The 16,162-nt window shown below is 63.3% G+C and carries 15 protein-coding genes; 8 read left to right on the top strand and 7 right to left on the bottom strand.

Annotation, left to right across the window (positions count from 1 at the left end):
* Positions 1-35 precede the first annotated feature (35 nt).
* Both FA94_RS13755 and FA94_RS39430 read right to left on the bottom strand, forming a co-directional pair.
* Entirely contained in the window at positions 36-797 is a 762-nt protein-coding gene (locus FA94_RS13755) for a glycosyltransferase family 2 protein (RefSeq protein ID WP_035551947.1), read from the bottom strand.
* 165 nt (positions 798-962) lie between these two features.
* Complete coding sequence (locus FA94_RS39430; protein WP_231585167.1) at positions 963-1,181, bottom strand: hypothetical protein; 219 nt, start codon at positions 1,179-1,181, stop codon at positions 963-965.
* Here FA94_RS39430 and msbA point away from each other — a divergent pair.
* On the top strand, positions 1,075-2,838 hold the full coding sequence (gene msbA / locus FA94_RS13750; RefSeq protein ID WP_231585120.1) for a lipid A export permease/ATP-binding protein MsbA: 1,764 nt from the start codon (positions 1,075-1,077) through the stop codon (positions 2,836-2,838). The genes FA94_RS39430 and msbA overlap by 107 nt on opposite strands.
* A 311-nt stretch (positions 2,839-3,149) precedes the next feature.
* Here the strand turns inward: msbA and FA94_RS13745 are convergent, their stop codons facing one another.
* Positions 3,150-4,319 carry a glycosyltransferase family 9 protein gene (locus tag FA94_RS13745; protein ID WP_051980565.1) on the bottom strand — a complete coding sequence of 390 codons (1,170 nt, stop codon included), beginning with the start codon at positions 4,317-4,319 and terminating at the stop codon, positions 3,150-3,152.
* Between the two features lie 603 nt (positions 4,320-4,922).
* Between FA94_RS13745 and FA94_RS13740 the strand changes: the two genes are divergently transcribed.
* Together FA94_RS13740 and FA94_RS13735 are read left to right on the top strand one after the other, a co-directional pair.
* Positions 4,923-5,843: a glycosyltransferase family 2 protein gene (locus FA94_RS13740; protein WP_035551942.1), complete on the top strand. Its 921-nt coding sequence runs from the start codon at positions 4,923-4,925 to the stop codon at positions 5,841-5,843.
* A gap of 78 nt (positions 5,844-5,921) precedes the next feature.
* Complete coding sequence (locus FA94_RS13735; protein ID WP_035551940.1) at positions 5,922-6,767, top strand: glycosyltransferase family 2 protein; 846 nt, start codon at positions 5,922-5,924, stop codon at positions 6,765-6,767.
* Positions 6,768-6,790: 23 nt separating this feature from the next.
* Here the strand turns inward: FA94_RS13735 and FA94_RS13730 are convergent, their stop codons facing one another.
* Together FA94_RS13730 and FA94_RS13725 are read right to left on the bottom strand one after the other, a co-directional pair.
* On the bottom strand, positions 6,791-7,120 hold the full coding sequence (locus FA94_RS13730) for a hypothetical protein (protein WP_035551939.1): 330 nt from the start codon (positions 7,118-7,120) through the stop codon (positions 6,791-6,793).
* A gap of 85 nt (positions 7,121-7,205) precedes the next feature.
* Positions 7,206-7,793 (bottom strand): ester cyclase, encoded by a 588-nt coding sequence (locus FA94_RS13725; protein ID WP_035551937.1) that lies wholly within the window; start codon positions 7,791-7,793, stop codon positions 7,206-7,208.
* 218 nt (positions 7,794-8,011) lie between these two features.
* On the opposite strand from FA94_RS13725, the gene FA94_RS13720 reads away from it, so the two are divergent.
* The 5 genes from FA94_RS13720 to FA94_RS13700 all read left to right on the top strand — a co-directional run bounded on the left by FA94_RS13720 (position 8,012) and on the right by FA94_RS13700 (position 12,722).
* Positions 8,012-8,935 (top strand): recombination-associated protein RdgC, encoded by a 924-nt coding sequence (locus FA94_RS13720; RefSeq protein ID WP_035551934.1) that lies wholly within the window; start codon positions 8,012-8,014, stop codon positions 8,933-8,935.
* A 252-nt stretch (positions 8,936-9,187) separates the two neighbouring features.
* The gene (locus FA94_RS13715) at positions 9,188-9,541 is read left to right on the top strand and encodes a hypothetical protein (protein WP_156126627.1); all 354 of its coding nucleotides are present in this window, start codon (positions 9,188-9,190) and stop codon (positions 9,539-9,541) included.
* 66 nt (positions 9,542-9,607) lie between these two features.
* Positions 9,608-11,080 carry an HdeD family acid-resistance protein gene (locus FA94_RS13710; protein ID WP_231584955.1) on the top strand — a complete coding sequence of 491 codons (1,473 nt, stop codon included), beginning with the start codon at positions 9,608-9,610 and terminating at the stop codon, positions 11,078-11,080.
* A 312-nt stretch (positions 11,081-11,392) separates the two neighbouring features.
* Positions 11,393-12,196, top strand: coding sequence for a transglutaminase-like domain-containing protein (locus FA94_RS13705; protein WP_035551930.1), 804 nt, complete (start codon positions 11,393-11,395; stop codon positions 12,194-12,196).
* Positions 12,197-12,347: 151 nt separating this feature from the next.
* Positions 12,348-12,722: a hypothetical protein gene (locus tag FA94_RS13700; RefSeq protein WP_035551927.1), complete on the top strand. Its 375-nt coding sequence runs from the start codon at positions 12,348-12,350 to the stop codon at positions 12,720-12,722.
* 21 nt (positions 12,723-12,743) lie between these two features.
* On the opposite strand, the gene FA94_RS13695 is transcribed toward FA94_RS13700, so the two are convergent.
* Both FA94_RS13695 and FA94_RS13690 read right to left on the bottom strand, forming a co-directional pair.
* Positions 12,744-13,700 (bottom strand): Csu type fimbrial protein, encoded by a 957-nt coding sequence (locus FA94_RS13695; RefSeq protein ID WP_035551924.1) that lies wholly within the window; start codon positions 13,698-13,700, stop codon positions 12,744-12,746.
* The gene (locus FA94_RS13690; protein ID WP_408305899.1) at positions 13,697-16,069 is read right to left on the bottom strand and encodes a fimbria/pilus outer membrane usher protein; all 2,373 of its coding nucleotides are present in this window, start codon (positions 16,067-16,069) and stop codon (positions 13,697-13,699) included. Before FA94_RS13690 ends, FA94_RS13695 begins: the two co-directional genes overlap by 4 nt.
* Between the last annotated feature and the right edge of the window lie 93 nt (positions 16,070-16,162).

Raw genomic sequence — 16,162 nt, 5'->3', positions numbered from 1 at the left:
ACCTCTCACGGCCCACGCCGCGTCCCGTCTCGCCCTCAGCGCCGCGCCTCATCGCCCAACCGCGCCAGCTTCAAAAACCGGTAGTACACCGTCTCAGCGTTAAACACCGCGATCATGAAGCCGGCCTTGCCATCCAGAAAGCCGCGCCGTAGCACGTAGGTTCGCACGAACGCCCAGGCGCCGCGCCCGAGCGCCTTGCCGAAACTGCCGCGCTTGCCCGCCGCATGACGTTGCGCCGCGCCGGCGGTTGAATACGTGTCGAGCTTGCGCAGCACGCCTTCGAAGTCCTCGTACGAGTAGTGCATCAGCTTGCCGGTGAGCCGTTGCGCGGGCGTGTCGAACACCAGACGCTCGTGGACGAGGTCGTCGGAGAAACGCGCCGCGCCGCGTTTGAACAGACGCGGAATCCAGTCCGGATACCAGCCGCTGTGATGAATCCAGTGGCCGCAGAAACTCGACAGGCGGTCCACCGCGTAGACGTCGGCGGTGGGAGAGATGAGTGCCGCGCGGATCGAAGCGGCCAGTTCCGGCGAGACGATTTCGTCGGCGTCGAGAGAAAGAATCCAGTTGGTGGAGAGCGCCTTTACCGCGCGGTTTTTCTGCGGGCCGAAACCTGGCCAGTCGGTCTCTTCGATCACCCGGGCGCCGTGAGCGCGGGCGATATCCGCGGTGCCGTCGGTGCTACCGCCGTCGATCACGACGATCTGGTCGGCGAACGACACAGCTTGCAGGCATTCGGCCAGCCGCGCCGCCGCGTTTTTGGTGATGATGGCGACGCCGAGGGTGGTTTCTTGCATGCCTGAATCGGGTGGAGGGCAAAGTGATGGAACGAGCCGCACGAGCGACATTCGCGAGCGGGTCGCGCCGGCAACTCGGGGCGACCCGCCAGCGAGGTGTTCGCAGCGAGTTGCAGCAGTATACACAGCCCATTCAGCCAGCTCCCAGCCGTCGCCCGCAACCGTTTACAATGCTCTTCTTTGAATTTCCTCGCGGCGGGCATTCCGTCCGCCGCGCGGCAGCCGTCCCGCATTCCCAGAGGATTCCTTGAGCGCGAAGCCAACGTTAAGCAAACCCATCGGCACAGGCGAGGCGTCGTCGCCATCCGTCATTTTTCGACGCCTGTGGCCGTACATCAAGCCGATGGTCTGGGTCCTCATCGGTGCGATCGTCGCGATGGCCATCAGTTCCGCGACCGACGCGGCGATCCCGGCCCTGCTCAAGCCGTTGCTGGACAAGGGTTTCGGTGCGCACGCCAACGACAAGACCAAGTGGTTCGTGCCGTCCGCGGTGATCGGTCTCGCGCTGATTCGGAGTCTGTCGCAATACGCATCCGGTTACCTGCTCGCGTATGTGTCGAACAGTATCCTGCTCGAACTGCGCCTGAAGATGTTCAACCGCATGATTCACACGAGCGTCGCGTTTTTCCAGCGCGAAACCGCGAGTACGGTGATCAACGCGATCGTCTTCGAGGTGAACCAGATTCTCAACGTGCTGTTGAGCGTGATGGTCACGCTGGTGCGCGATTCGCTGACCGTGGTGTTCCTGCTCGGCTATCTGTTCTATCTGAACTGGCGTCTGACGCTGATCGTCGCGGTGCTGTTGCCGGCAATCGGCTGGCTGGTCGGCAAGATCAACCGTCGCTTGCGGCGCCTGAACCGTGAACATCAGTTGTTGACGAACGAACTGTCGTACATCGTCGAAGAGACGGTGGGCGGCTACAAGGTCGTCAAGGTGCACAACGGCGAGCAGTACGAGATCGACCGTTTTACGTCGATGAGCCAGCGCCTGCGCGGTTACGCAATGCGTATGACCGTCTCCGGCGGTCTCGCGCAGCCGCTCACGCAGTTTCTCGCGTCGATCGCGCTGGCGGTGGTGATCACGATTGCGGTGATGCAGTCGTCGTCGGATCAGACCACGGTCGGCGGGTTCGTCGCGTTCGTGACAGCGATGCTGTTGATCATTTCACCGCTCAAGCACCTGATGGACGTGAATCAGCCGCTGCAACGCGGTATGACGGCATGTGAACTGATCTTCGGCTTGATCGACGAGCCGTCCGAGCCGGAAGGCGGCGGCAAGCCGCTCGAGCGCGCGCGCGGTGAAGTGGAGTTCCGCGATGCGTCGTTCAGTTATGGCGCTAGCGCTACGAATAATCGGCACACGCTGGATAAGGTGTCGTTCAAGGTGGCGCCAGGGGAAATGGTTGCGCTCGTGGGACCGTCGGGGAGTGGCAAGACGACGTTGGTGAATTTGCTGCCGCGGTTTTTTGATCCGACCGGCGGGGAGATTCTGGTCGATGGTGTTGCGTTGCCTGAGTATGACCTGCATGCGCTGCGTGGGCAGATTGCTATGGTGAGTCAGGATGTCGTGCTGTTTAACGATACGGTTGCCAATAACGTTGCTTATGGGCAAGTGGCCGATTCGGATAAGGTCAGGGCGGCGCTGCGTGCGGCTAACCTGTGGGATACGGTTCAGGCTATGCCGAATGGTATCGATACGCTGGTTGGGGATAACGGGCTGATGCTCTCAGGTGGGCAGCGGCAGCGGCTCGCGATCGCGCGGGCTATCTATAAGGACGCGCCGATTCTTATTCTCGATGAAGCGACCTCGGCGCTGGATTCTGAGTCGGAACGCCATGTCCAGGCGGCGTTGGAGACGTTGATGAAGGGGCGTACTACGCTCGTTATTGCGCATCGGTTGTCGACTATCGAGCGGGCCGACCGGATTCTTGTGATGGAGGCTGGGAGGATCGTCGAGCGGGGGAGTCATCGGGAGTTGCTGGCGCATGATGGGCTTTATGCGAATTTGCATCGGATTCAGTTTCAGCAGGATGCGGCGTGAGGGGGCGGCGCGGGGCTTGGTGGGTTGGCCTTTCCTTGCTTTGTTAGTGGTCTATTAGCGTTGCCCCTGTGCGGGGCGGCACTCACTTTTCTTTGCCTGCCGCAAAGCAAAGTAAGCAAAAGAAAGCGGCTCACACCGCTAGCTTATAAGTGGGTCCCCCGCACGGTTCCGGTAGTGGTGCATCTGGAATCTGTGCTCTCGCACATTCCACGTCAGGGGCACAGCAGTCATTCTTCCGGCAGCGCTTCGCGTGCCGCAGTGTTCAGTGGGACTCGGCAGTTGAGCGGCGAAAGAGACTCGCACCTTCTCCTTTAAGCTGCAACACCCGGCTTATCCGGACCCGCCGCGCTCGACAAACCCACCAACTGCGTCCGAATCGCATTCATCACCGCCGTCGGCGCAATCTCGTCGACGTCGCCAGTACTCTGAATTCCAATCGAGCGGCACGCTTCAGTCAGTCGCAGATACGGTGGCTCGCGGTCGGAAAATAACGATACGCTCGGCGTCGGTGTGGAGTGCGCCACGTGCATCAAACCGCCATCCGCGCCGACAAAAAGGCTTGCCTGTGCCGCGGCTTCGCGTGACTGCAACAACGTCAATCGTGCAACGCACGAACTGATCTTCAGCGTGCTAAACGCCCGCTTCAGCAACACTTCCGCCATGGCGAGCCCGTTGTCCGAGCCGAGCAGCACGATGTGCCTCGGTATGCCCGGCTCGTCCGATCGATCGAGCAGATCCAGTAATTCGCCCCAACGCCCATAAGTGCGGTTCGTATCGAGCCCGCCGACCGCCAGCGCCACGAACGGTTCGTTCGGTACCAACGCTCGCACCGACTCGCGCGTGCCGGTCTTCGCAGCCAGATAAGGCTTGCTCAGCGCGACGATGCTCGTTGGCGCATAGCCCAGCGAAAACGCGTGATTCACCGCGGCGTAACTGAACGTCGTCTGGTTGCGGTCCGGGCCGTAGAAATACTGGAACAGGCAGACATATGGCAAATGCCCGAAATTGCGCGTCTTCAGCTTGATGGACGGCAGGTTGAATTCCGACATCACGATCGCGTCGTATCGACGGCCGGCAAGCTGCTGCAAATCGGAGTAGACGTGCTGGAACACATCGTCTTCCTCGAACAGCTTGTGCAGATTCGGTAGCGTGAACAGGTCGATGTCGAAGCCGCGACCCTTCAGGAGCGCGCGCCCGGACATGTCCATCGTCGCATCGCCGAAATTGCGCTTGCCGGTGTAGATCCATAGCAACCGCTTCGCGTCGGCGGCGCTGCTCAGTTCGAGGCGGGATTGTCCGCGCCATCTGAGCAGCCAGTGCTTGTGCAGGTACTTCTTGACGATTTTGGCTCGCGACGTCTTGCGCAGAAACACCTCGGGCTCATGCGCAACGCCCGCGTAAGGGATGCGCGTGGAGCGCTCGACAGCCGTCTCCACGAAGCGTTTCAAGGCGGCAGGCGCGCCGCGGTAGAGCGCGCTCATCAATCGGTTCATTGCTCGAAACTGAAAAAAACGGAATAAATGCTGAAGCCGGCCGCCGACACAGCGCCCGCCGTGTCGGCATGTCGGCATGACGGCGGCTTGCAGGGGCAGGCGAGTGGGCCGTATGGTAACAGCACGCTCCAGCAAGCTTACGCGGACATTGCCGCGTCGATGCGGAGGCCGATGCGGAGGCCGGCGCCGCCGTGGTCACGGCGCGGCAATGCCCGCGTTATCGGCAACCCGCGCGGGCTTTGGGCTCCCGGCCGATTTGCAGGATCAGGACCCTAACCCGGTACAATGGCGAGGCCATCCTACCGGGTCGCACGGCAACTGTCGCGGCGGCCGGCTAAATTCATAAGACATGTCGACGCCCGCCCATCTTCCGTTTCTGAGCGTCAACTCACGAAGCCCGTTGTCAGCGTTATTTCCGCTCGCGTTTGCGTCAGCCGGTCGGCTGGGCTTGCTCGATCCGCTTAAGCATTGCGCGGGCAACGCGTTATCGATGGCGGCCGTGGTCATGTCGTCCGCCTTCCCGTTTCTTTCCCGCGGCACTCAGCATTTCCGTGTCGCGCGATCCCATTCAACGAGCTTTCCCGTCGCCTCATGTTCAGTATCCTGATTCCGAGCTGGAACAATCTGCCGTATCTGAAGCTGTGTATCGACAGCGTTCGCCGTCATTCGGCGTTCGATCACGAGATCATCGTGCACGTCAACGACGGCAGCGACGGCACGCTCGACTGGGTGCGCTCGGAAGGCCTTCTCCACACGTGGAGCAAAGGTAACGTCGGCGTCTGCCTGGCGTTGAACGACGTGGCGCGCCTCGCCACGCGCGACTGGATTCTGTTCCTGAACGACGATATGTTCGTCACGCCGGGCTGGGACCTCGCATTCGAGGCCAGTCTGCGCGGGCTGGGACATGCGTCCGCGTATCTGTCCTCCGTGCTGATCGAGCCGACCGATACCGGCAATGCGAACGTCACGGCGGCCAACTTCGGCAGCGGACCCGACAATTTCGACGAAGCCGGGCTGCTCAAGTACACCGCGGCGATGAAGTCGGCCGATCGCGACGGCGTCGCGTTGCAGCCCATGCTGATCAGCCGTCAGTTGTGGCACATGGTGGGCGGCTACAGCATCGAGTTCGGACCCGGCATGAGCAGCGACGACGACTTCCTGATGAAGCTCTGGCTGGTCGGTTGCCGCACGTTCCGCTCGGTCGGGGCCTGCCGCATCTATCACTTCGGCACCAAATCGACCGGCCGTATCCGGCGCAATCGCGGCGGCCGCGAATTCCTGATGAAGTGGGGCATTTCGCAGCGCGATTTCGCGCGCGACTATATTCGCCAGACGGCCGGCGCCGCACCGGGTTCGCTGCCCAATGTGCCGAGCGCGCCGTTCAAAAGCCGCTTCAAGCGCGTGCTGTATGCGCTGGGCCGTTATCCGTTCGAGGATCTGGAAGGCTGGGAAGCGGATCTTCCCGCCAAGCTCACGTTCAACACGCCGTTCAACAAAACGGCAAAAGACTAGACCGGGCGCCGCCGATCCGCGCCGCATCCCAGCGGCACGATCCGTTTGCATGGGCCATCACCACGGAATACCTATTCGATGTTCTCAATCATCATCCCGACCTGGAACAACCTGCCTTATCTGCGCCTCGTGATCGAGAGCCTGCGGCGTCATTCGACGCACACGCATCAGATCATCGTGCACGTCAACGACGGGTCGGACGGCACGCTGGCGTGGGTGCGCGACGAGGGCATCGAACACACCGCGTCGCCCGGCAACATCGGCATCTGCCACGCGGTGAATATCGCGGCGGCGCGCGCCACGCACGACTACATCGTCTACATGAACGACGACATGTATTGCTGCCCCGGCTGGGACGACGCGCTCGTCAAACGGCTCGCGCAGATGCCGGCCGACAACCTGTTCATGCTGTCGGGCACGATGGTCGAGCCGGTCGATTCGGGCAACCCCTGCGTGGTGGTGCAGAACTTCGGCCGCGACGTGGAAAATTTCCGCGCGGACGAACTGGTCGCGGCCACGCCGAAACTCGTGCGGGCGGACTGGCGCGGCGCGACCTGGCCGCCCACGCTCGTGCATCGCGACTGGTGGTACAAACTCGGCGGCTATAGCAGCGAATTGAGCCCGGGCATGAGCAGCGACAACGACTTTTCGATGAAGCTGTGGGATGCCGGTTGCCGTGTGTTTCTGGGCGTCGGCGATAGTCTCGTGTATCACTTCCAGCAGAAGAGCACCGGCAAGGTCGTGAAGAACGACGGGCGTCGTCAATTCCTCAACAAGTGGGGCATGACGCAGGCCACGTTCGACCGTTATTTTTTGCGGCGCGGCATTGCGGTCGAAGGCGGCCTGGCGGTGACGGAACCGGAGCAGAACGGCCGTCTGCGGCGCGCATTGTTCAAGTCGCGAATCAAGCGCGCGTTCAGCTGATTGCTAGCGGCCGGACGCAACGTTCACACGCCGCCCGTCACCAACGGCAGCACCGTCAAATCCGGATGCGTTCCTTCGACGATGCTGCGCCCCACCTGTACCCCTTCGTACAACGCTTCGTCGTGACCGGCGAAGCTTTCCTCTCCATCCGCATGAAACGGCACTGAATGGCCGGGAATCGCCGCATCGGCGCCAGGATGGCAGACGTAGCCGACATACGTGTAGCGGTTATCCGCCACCGCCGGCACTGAGCCGCCGCCGCCTTCTCCCGGCGGAGTCTTCGGAAAGGGCGCCACGTGAATCTCGAAACCCTCGTACTCCACCATTTGCCAGGGTGCGGTTTCATCGGCCATGGTCGCCTCCTTCCCTATCACGCCTCTCAAAAAGTCTAGGTGATTTCCGCGTCCGGCGCGCTTAAACAACGGCGCCGCGCGCGCTTTACGGCTTGATCGCGCCGAGTTGCCTGAGCAGCGTCAGATTGTCTTCGAGGTGCCAGTTCTCGACGATTCGGCCGTCCTGGACACGGTAGAGATCGAACGCCTGGAAGTCGACGGTCTGGCCGCTACCTTTGAGGTTCTGGAACTGGCCGGTGAAGTGGCCACGGAAATGCAAATGAACCGACGCGCGGTCGCCGGCCACCACCAGGTCGTCAATTTCCGCATGCAGGTCGGGCACCGCCGCGCGAAATCCCTTCGACGCCGCCAACGGCCCTTCAGGCCCTTGCGGCCGTCCGTCAGGCAAGGTGCGATCGATAAACGCCGGCGACAGCGCGAGCTTCGCGTAGGAGGTGTCGCCGGTGTTCCAGAACGCGGCGTAGCGGCGCGCGGTTTGCACGATCGCGGCGCTGTGCGCGGAACGCGTGTCAACGGCGATGTGGTGCGGCACGGGCAGGTCGGCGTCGCTCGTGGCTTGAGTGGCTTGAGCCGCATGAGCCGCATGAGCCGCATGAGCGGTGCCCAAGGCGCCGGCAAGGCTAGCTGCAAGCAGCGCGTGACGAGAAAGACGGGCAAAAGAATGGTGGGACATGACAGGCTCCGGAGAAGTTGAAGTTGATGAAACGCATTCTCCAGCTAACGACGGTATTTGATAATGGGTCTTTCATCGAAAGGATTTTATTGTTTAATTTGAAAATAACCCGTTCGACGCTGTCATTTCAACGAACCGCGCGTGGTCAGCGCCAGGACGCGCGATCCCTCCGTCGTCATATAGAATGACGCGCCTTGCTCCAAACACGACCGTCGCCCATGTGGTTCAAAAACCTTCAGTTGCACCGTCTCCCCGCTCCGTGGTCCGTCACCCCCGAACAGATGCAGAAGTGGCTCGCGCCGCACGCATTTGCGCCCGGCAATACCGTCGAGATGCAAAGCCAGGGCTGGGCCTCGCCGCGCGATAACGACTCGCTGGTGTACACGCTCAACGGCCAGATGCTGCTGGTGTTCCGTACCGAAAAGAAGCTGCTGCCGGCATCGGTGGTCACGCAGGTGACCAAGGCGCGCGCCGCCGAACTCGAGGAACAGCAGGGCTTCAAACCTGGCCGCAAGCAGATGCGCGAACTCAAGGAACAGGTCACCGACGACCTGCTGCCGCGCGCGTTCAGCATTCGCCGCGATACGCGCGTGTGGATCGATTGCAAGAACGGCTGGCTGGTGATCGACGCGGCCTCGCAAGCGGTCGCCGATGAAGTGCGCGGTTTGCTGGCGAAGTCGATCGATCAACTGCCGCTCGGCACGGTGCGCGTCACGCAATCGCCGGTCGCGGCAATGACCAACTGGCTGCTCTCCGGCGAAGGCCCCGCCGGCTTCACGCTCGATCAGGACACCGAGTTGCGCTCGCCGACCGAAGGCAATGCGACCGTGCGTTACGTCGGCCATACGCTGGACGCCGAAGACATGCGCCGTCATATCGAAGCCGGCAAGCAATGCATGCGACTTGCGATGACGTGGAACGACCGCGTGTCGTTCGTGCTGACGCCGTCGCTGGTGATCAAGCGCATTGCGGCGCTCGACGTGCTGAAAGAAGCGAGCGATCCCACCGCGCAAAACGACGACGAACGCTTCGACTCCGACGTCACGCTGATGACCGCCGAACTCGACCGCATGCTGAGCGATCTGCTCGACGCGTTGGGCGGCGAGCAGGACGTTGCGATGCCGCAAGCCGCGGCGGCCTGAGGCCGTTTCGTCTGCGTTTTCGTTCGCGTTTCTGATGTTGCAGGCCGGCGCGCGCCCAGATGTCCGCGTCGGTGCTTATTAAGCCGAATTATGCCTATCTGAATCCGGCTTAATAAAATTTACCCTTCATGTCCCGGCCGTCACACTGCTTGTGCTGACGGTGCAAGCCGTCAGGAACCTTCCGATCCATCGACGCGCGCCGGGCCTGTCATTGCCTTCATGCCGGCCGCGTCATCCTGACCAGGACCCGCCATGAAACTCGCCCCCTTGATGATTGCCTTCGGCCTTGCTTGCGCCGCTGCCGTGCCGGCCTCGGCCAGCGCCACCGACGCGAAGTATCCGCCTGCCCCGTTGCCGGCCTATGCGCAGGACGAACTGCAGCGAGTCGTCGATGCCGCGAGCGGTTCGTCGCCGGATGCGCAGGCTGTCCTGAGCGCGCCGCGAGGCGAGGTGACCGCGCCTGCTGTCCCGACTGGCGTGCAGAGCGGTTCGTATGCCGCGCCGCGGAATGAAACGCACACCGCCGCGAGCGTGAGCACGCGTTCGAGCAAACACGAAGGACGTTCGTCGAAACCGCGTCGTCATGAGAAGCACAAGTACGTGTGAGTCCCATCCCCGCAAACATGGTTAAGATTGCGATCAGAAGCGCGCGCCTGTCACGGAGGTTTGCCGATGGTTCGTCTGGTCATGATTCTGCTGGGAGTCGATTACCTGCGTACGCGCTGGCGCACATTGCAGTTGATCGGCTGGGTGAGCCTGCTGCTTGGCGTGGTGGTGTTCGTCGACGCGCTCGACAACGCGCTGTATTTTCCGATCACGCCGTTCGCGTTGCTGCTGCTGCTCGAAGGTCTCGCCACGCTGGCCGTCGCGTGGACCGGCATGGGCGGGCAGCGCACGCTGCGCTATGTGAAGGGCTTCGCGTTCTGCTGCGCGGCCGCGCTGATTCTCGCCGGCCATCATCACGGCAATTTCATTCTGTCGATGATTTTCGGCACGCTGTTTCTGGCCGACGGTTTGCTGCAGATCGTCTCGGCCCGAGTGGTGCGCTATCGCACGTGGCGGTTCGCGATGATCGGCGGCGGTGTCGAAATTGCGCTGGCGGTTTTTTTCTACCAGCCGTACCCGACGCACTATGTCGGCACCGTGCCGTACTGTCTGGGCCTCGGTCTGATCTTCGGCGGCTGGAACATGATTCTGCTGAGTACGCGGGTTCGGCGGATGGCGTCGAATCCGGCGGTGGTCGGCGAGGAAGTGGCGGATGGCGCTAACGCCGCCGCGAGTGCTGCAAGTGCCACCAACCCCGCCCCGCCCCGCCGACCGCCCACCCTCGAATGGGACGGCCCACCCGGCGCCGACGAAGCCGCATTGACCGTTCACGTCTGGACCCCGGTCGGCACCGCCAAAAGCGAGGCGCGCCGTCAGCTGATCGTCGATCGTTATATCGCGGCGGTGGATCGCAACGGCGTGATCTCCACCGGCCATGCCGCGCTCGAATCGCCCGAGGGCATTTACATCAGCCTGTACCCGGGTGTCGAGATCGATCGCTCACCTGACGATTTCGCGCGGCTCCTGCGCGCCACGCACGAGAACGACGTGCCGGGCGTGTTTCAGCCCGATTACCCGACCGAATCGAAAGCGTGGTGCCCGTCGACGGTTCAGGTGCGGATTCGCAATTACGATCCGGTGCGCCTGCGCCGCTTCTGGGACACCTATCGGGAGGACGCCACCTACAACCTCACGCATCGCAATTGTTCGAGCAGCGTGTCGCGCGCGCTGGAAGCGGCGATCGAGGGCGCGTCGGCACGCGTGTGGGGCGATCTCGGCGGATGGCGGCCGTTTCTGCGCGTGATCACTACACCGGAACTGTGGGTTGCCGCACAACTGCGCAAACGCGCCGCCACGATGGCCTGGACGCCCGGCCTCACGCTCGACTACGCACGCGCCCTCAGCATGCTCGCCGACCCGCGGCCGTCGGGCTGGGTCACGATGGCGCGCGTCGCCGTGCGCAGAATGGTTCGCTCGCGCCGTCAATGGCGCGAGGAGGCGCGCAATGCGCCGGCTGCGCGCGAAGCGGGACATGAGGTGGCGGACGAGCTGCAACAACCAGCCCCACCTGGCGCTACACCGACTCAACCGCGCGATTGACCCGCCTGCACCACAAGCCGCTGCCCAACTTCGACGACACGGTAAAAATGGCAATCACATCAACAGCTTGCAGATTTTGCCGGATAGTTATGCACAGATTTGCGAACAGTTTCTGTTGATAACTTTCGCGCGTACCGCCGCGGCCAAAGTGACATTCTTTATCCAATATGGCGGGTGTATGCTCAAGCCGTAACTGGCCTCTTCGACAGCACCCGACCACGCCGGAACCGGCCGTGGCTCATTCAGAAATCAAACCGTGCCGGGCGCTTCGCGCCTACTGAGGCGGCGGCTTTCTTTGCAAGTGTGAACACGATGAAATTGCACGTCGGCTACGAGCTGGTTTACGAGTGCGTGCAACCGACGCCGATGATGTTGATGTTGAACACCCACTTTTCGCACGTCAAAGAAGTGCTGAGTCCGGATCTGCTGACGGTCGATCCGTCGGTGCCGATCACCCAGTATCGCGACGGCTTCGGCAATCTGTGCAGCCGGCTGGTGGCGCCGCAGGGCAAGGTGTCGTTCTCGACGCGCGCCGTGCTCGAAGTGTCGTCGGAACCGGAACGGCGGCCGCCGTTTACCGAGCAGCATCCGGTGGAGGCGTTGCCGAACGATTCGCTGCTGTTCCTGCTGGGCAGCCGCTACTGCGAAACGGATCTGCTGTCCGAATTCGCGTGGCAGACGTTCGGCAAATTGCCGCTCGGGCGCGTGCGGGTGGAGGCGATCTGCGACTACGTGCACCAGCATATCGAGTTCGGCTACGACTTCGCGCGGCCCACCAAGACCGCATGGCAGGCGTGGCAGGAGCGCAAGGGCGTGTGTCGCGACTTCGCCCATCTGGCCGTGGCGCTGTGCCGGGCGATGAACATCCCCGCGCGCTATTGCACGGGCTATATCAGCGATGTCGGCGTGCCGCCGCCGTATTCGGCGATGGATTTTGCCGCATGGTTCGAGGCGTACGTCGGCGGTTGCTGGCAGACGTTCGATCCGCGTAACAATGTGCCGCGCATTGGGCGGGTGCTGATGGCGCGTGGGCGGGATGCCGCGGACGTCGCCATCAGCAATGCGTTCGGGCCGACGCAGTTGCTGAAGTTCACGGTGGTGTGCGAGCCGGTTTAGCGGGTTTTGTCGAGGAAAGCCTAAAGTTTTTTGCACGAGATGCCGACATGCTATGCATCTGCTTTTGACTTTCGCTTTCGGCCTGGTTTTGACCCGGCGTTTGAACGCGCTTTCGACTTAATCCCGCTCCCCGAGCCGACTCCGGAACACCATGATTTCCCGTAACCTGGCCGCCGTTTTCGCGGCCGTTCTTCTTGCCTTACCCGGTGCGCCGGCTTCGCAGGCCGCACCGGCCGAGCTGGCGGCAATCGCCGTCAGTCTGACCGTGCAGGAAACCTGCCTCGTGCAAGCCACCGACGCGGCCATCAGCGTGGCGAACCAGCCGGTGGTGTCCTGTCTGCACGGCGCGCCGTTCGAGATCACGCAGGCTGGGATCGATCCGGCGGGGTCCGCAAACGCGACTCAAAGTACGACTCAAAGTACAGCTCAGAACGCGACCCAGAACGCGCTACGGAACGCGCCGCCGCCAGTGGAATACGTCGCGGCTCGCGACGCCCGGCAAACCGTCTGGACCGTCAATTTCTAAGTCGCGCCTCTTCCGCGACCCTCAAAAGCTGATCGTCGCGGTGATCGTGTCGCTGTAGCTCCCCGGCATCGGCGTGCTCTGCGCCGGCACCAGACCGTAGACCTGAATCGCGACCGGATTGCCGGTGCCCGTGCCGGTGGCCACCGTCGTGCTGCCCGTGCCGTCGCCCCATGGGAGCGTGTGGCCGGCATCGGTATAAAGCTGGTAATTCACCGCGCCGCCGCCGCCCGAGCGCTGCATCTGGCGCGCCGCGACGTTGCCGCTCGAACCGCCGTTCAGCGTGATCTGGTAAGCGTCGTTATTGGTGCAGCGCGCCGTCACCGCGCCCGTCGCGCTCAGCGCCGAACTCAATACCCCCGTCGACGTGAACGCGATGTTGGTCGCGCTGATCAGACAGTTGTTGATTACCGTCGCGCTGGCCGTGAAAGCGAAGCTGCCGCCGCTCGTCGTCAGCGACGCGCAGGTTGGCCCGACCAGCAGATAAAAGCCATAGTTCAGCGACGTCTGACTCAGGAGCTGCGAATAGACCGTGCTGACGTTGCCCGTGGTCGGCACGGTCGGCTGGTTGCTGCTGACCTGCCCGTAGAAATTGACCGTCGCCGACGCGGTGACGTCGGTCAACGGTTTATTGAGGATCAGCGAGATCGGCGTCGTGCCGAGTGCCGACGACCCCCACGGAATCGAATAGCCGCCGTCCTGATACAGGTTGTATTGCAACTGGTTGGCGCCGCTCGTCATATAGCGCGGCGTCGTGCCGCCCATGTTCAGGCAGACCTGCACGCTTGGCGTCAGCGTGACGGCGGGCCACGTGCATTGAACCGTGATGCTGCCGGTCGCGTTGACGACGCTCAGCGCGATCGGGCTGACGTTGCCGAAACTCAGCGCGGAGGGACTCGCCGTGCAGGTTTGCGCGCTCGCGGCGCGCGGCAAGCAGCCGAGCAGGGCGCATAGTGCGAGGAGCAGGAAGAGCCGCTTCATCGCGCCGCCGTGGGGATGGTCGCAGCGTGGGCGGCCGCGCCGATCGTGTCGGTCGGTGCACCCGATACGCCGTTCACCGCAGCGTCGCCCGCGTCACCTTGCGCTGCATTCGACATCGCTTTCCCGCACGTCAACGGCCCGATCGTCGGCAGCGAGCCATCGCTGGGCCGCTCGTAGGTGAACGCGACGCTGCAATGCACGTTCGCGCCGTCCACCTGGAGATGATTGTCGCGCTCCAGATGCTCGATAAACGTCAGCCCGTCATACCCGACAATCGTATCGCCGCCGCTTTCCACGTGATGCACGCGCGTGCCCGGCGGCAGCAGCTTGCCGTCCGCGCCGCGCAGAATTACCGACGCCGCGCTGTAACGCGACACCCGGAAAGTCGCCAGCACGCCCGCATGGGCCTGCGGCACCAGATCCATCGAGGTAGTCGCGATGCGCGCGTCGGCGGGCAGATTCATGCTGTCGATCGCGACCTGGTTGTGCTGGTACGCGTTCAGATCGGGAATCAGCAAATGACCGCTGCGATCGGTCGTGCCGATCACGCGGTTTTCATGCAACACCGGCACGCCCGCGACGCCGTCGGTGGAGACCAGCGCGAAACCGTCGTCGATGCGGCGCGCCGGCAGGATCGTATGGTCCATCAGCACGATCGCGCCGGTCATGTCGAGCGAGGCGCCCGCATGCCGGTCGATGTCCTGCGCCACCGCCGTCACTTCGCCGTATTTGCCGAGGTATTGCGCCTGTGCCTGACGATACGGCACCGCGCCCGTGCCGCCCGCCTGCACGCCCCAGCCCCAGCCGCCGGCGTAATCGGGCGGCCGCTGCGCGTTGAGGTTGTAGGTCGACTGGCCGTTCTGGCGGCCCACGCTCGCATTGATCGACGTGTTGTTGCCGAGGCCGAAGCTTGCGGTCAGGAACACGCCTTGTGCGTCGTGCTGCAGAAAATCCTTGTAGGTGCTGAACGTGAGCGAGGCCAGATTGCCGAAGCTCAGCGTGTACGACAGCGAACCGATCCGCGACGCCGACACGCCCGGATACCGGTAGCCGATATAGCTGAGCGACAGCGTCTGCCGGCTGAAGAGGGGCAGCGCGAGCGTCACGCGGTCGGTGGTGGTGGGCACCGGCGTGCCGTCGCGCGCGGCGAGGTCGCCGTAGTTGCCGTAGGCGCGCAAGGTCTGCGCGTCGATCGAAAAGTGCGGCTCGATCAGTTGATAGCCGAGACCCAGTTGCGTGCCGTTCAGCTTGCCGGCGCTGCCGGACACCGAACCGTTGATCACCCCCGCCATGCCCATGCGCACCAGCGCGCCGGCGCCCGCGTTGACGAGGCCGCCGGTCGCTTCCGCGTGACCTTCGAGTGTCAGCGAATCGCTGATGCCGCGGCGCGCGGTCGCGCTGGCGGCCGGCCGCGGATCGTAGGAAAACGAATCGATGCCGTAGTTGCGGCGCAGGAAACCCGCTTCGAACGAATAGCTCGATAGACCCGCCGCGAGCATCCGCGTATCCACATAGAGCGGCAGCGAGGTCGCGATGGTGCGGCCGAGCGCGTCGTGCGTGATGACGGTCGCTTCGCCCGCGCCGGTAATGCCCGGCACGTTGTTGACGATGAACGGTCCGCTCGGCACGTTGCCGCTGTATTGCCGCACGTTGTTGATGTACAGATCCACCGCCGACGGCACCACCGCCGTGCCCGACAGCGACTGCACCGGAAACGTCACGAGATCGGGACGCAGCGCGAAGTTGCTGCGCCACTGAAAGCCGCCGATGCGGATCGAGCGGCTCCAGTCGAGCGACGACGAAATCGTGTCGCCGATTTGCGTGGTGGTAAGTTTGGCGGGGTCCGACTTGCTCCACGACGTGTCGTAGCGCACGTAGCGATGCAGATCGCGGTACAGGTACGCAATGCCGGTGTTGCTCACCACACCGTTCGGATCGAAGTAGCGTTCCTCGCTCCAGAGCGCGAGTTGCGCGTTGGTGTCGGTTTGCGCGAACGCGTCGTAGTTGATCAGGAAGCCGCGCGACGACGCGGCGTCCGGCGTTTTCGTGAGTTCGCGGGTGTCGAACGTATAGGGCTTGCGGATCGCGTCGGGCACTTGCAGGTCGATGCTCTGGCTGGCGGCGTCGTACTGGTACTGCAGGCCGGGAATGCGGTCGAGTTCGAGCGAGGCGCTGTCGGCGGCGCCGAGTTTGTCGGTGGCGACGCCGATGTCGCTCAGGTCTTTCGCGGTCGCGCTGAGGCGGCCGCCCACTTCGCGAAAGTGCGCGATCAACGAAGTGCGTTGGCCGTTGAGCATGACTTCCAGATACAGATCACGTGCCGGCGCGGCGCCCGCGGCGGGCGGGTTGGCCGGTGCGGCGGCGGGCATGGCTGGCTGCTGTGGCTGTGGCTGCGGTTGCGATCGCTGCAACGTCGGCGGCGTTTGCGCGCCGGCCCGGCTCGCGCCGAGCAGAGACAGCGT

It is taken from the genome of Burkholderia sp. 9120, from assembly GCF_000745015.1.
GTDB lineage: Bacteria > Pseudomonadota > Gammaproteobacteria > Burkholderiales > Burkholderiaceae > Paraburkholderia.
Note: the sequence above shows the minus strand (reverse complement) of the source record. Positions and strands in the feature narration are given on the sequence as shown.

What these genes read in the sequence shown, in the direction of transcription:
- FA94_RS13755 (WP_035551947.1), bottom strand. Translation starts at nt 797, where the DNA reads ATGCAAGAAACCACCCTCGGCGTCGCCATCATCACCAAAAACGCGGCG.
- FA94_RS39430 (WP_231585167.1), bottom strand. Translation starts at nt 1,181, where the DNA reads ATGGCCATCGCGACGATCGCACCGATGAGGACCCAGACCATCGGCTTG.
- FA94_RS13745 (WP_051980565.1), bottom strand. Translation starts at nt 4,319, where the DNA reads ATGAGCGCGCTCTACCGCGGCGCGCCTGCCGCCTTGAAACGCTTCGTG.
- FA94_RS13740 (WP_035551942.1), top strand. Translation starts at nt 4,923, where the DNA reads ATGTTCAGTATCCTGATTCCGAGCTGGAACAATCTGCCGTATCTGAAG.
- FA94_RS13735 (WP_035551940.1), top strand. Translation starts at nt 5,922, where the DNA reads ATGTTCTCAATCATCATCCCGACCTGGAACAACCTGCCTTATCTGCGC.
- FA94_RS13730 (WP_035551939.1), bottom strand. Translation starts at nt 7,120, where the DNA reads ATGGCCGATGAAACCGCACCCTGGCAAATGGTGGAGTACGAGGGTTTC.
- FA94_RS13725 (WP_035551937.1), bottom strand. Translation starts at nt 7,793, where the DNA reads ATGTCCCACCATTCTTTTGCCCGTCTTTCTCGTCACGCGCTGCTTGCA.
- FA94_RS13720 (WP_035551934.1), top strand. Translation starts at nt 8,012, where the DNA reads ATGTGGTTCAAAAACCTTCAGTTGCACCGTCTCCCCGCTCCGTGGTCC.
- FA94_RS13715 (WP_156126627.1), top strand. Translation starts at nt 9,188, where the DNA reads ATGAAACTCGCCCCCTTGATGATTGCCTTCGGCCTTGCTTGCGCCGCT.
- FA94_RS13710 (WP_231584955.1), top strand. Translation starts at nt 9,608, where the DNA reads ATGGTTCGTCTGGTCATGATTCTGCTGGGAGTCGATTACCTGCGTACG.
- FA94_RS13705 (WP_035551930.1), top strand. Translation starts at nt 11,393, where the DNA reads ATGAAATTGCACGTCGGCTACGAGCTGGTTTACGAGTGCGTGCAACCG.
- FA94_RS13700 (WP_035551927.1), top strand. Translation starts at nt 12,348, where the DNA reads ATGATTTCCCGTAACCTGGCCGCCGTTTTCGCGGCCGTTCTTCTTGCC.
- FA94_RS13695 (WP_035551924.1), bottom strand. Translation starts at nt 13,700, where the DNA reads ATGAAGCGGCTCTTCCTGCTCCTCGCACTATGCGCCCTGCTCGGCTGC.
- FA94_RS13690 (WP_408305899.1), bottom strand. Translation starts at nt 16,069, where the DNA reads ATGCCCGCCGCCGCACCGGCCAACCCGCCCGCCGCGGGCGCCGCGCCG.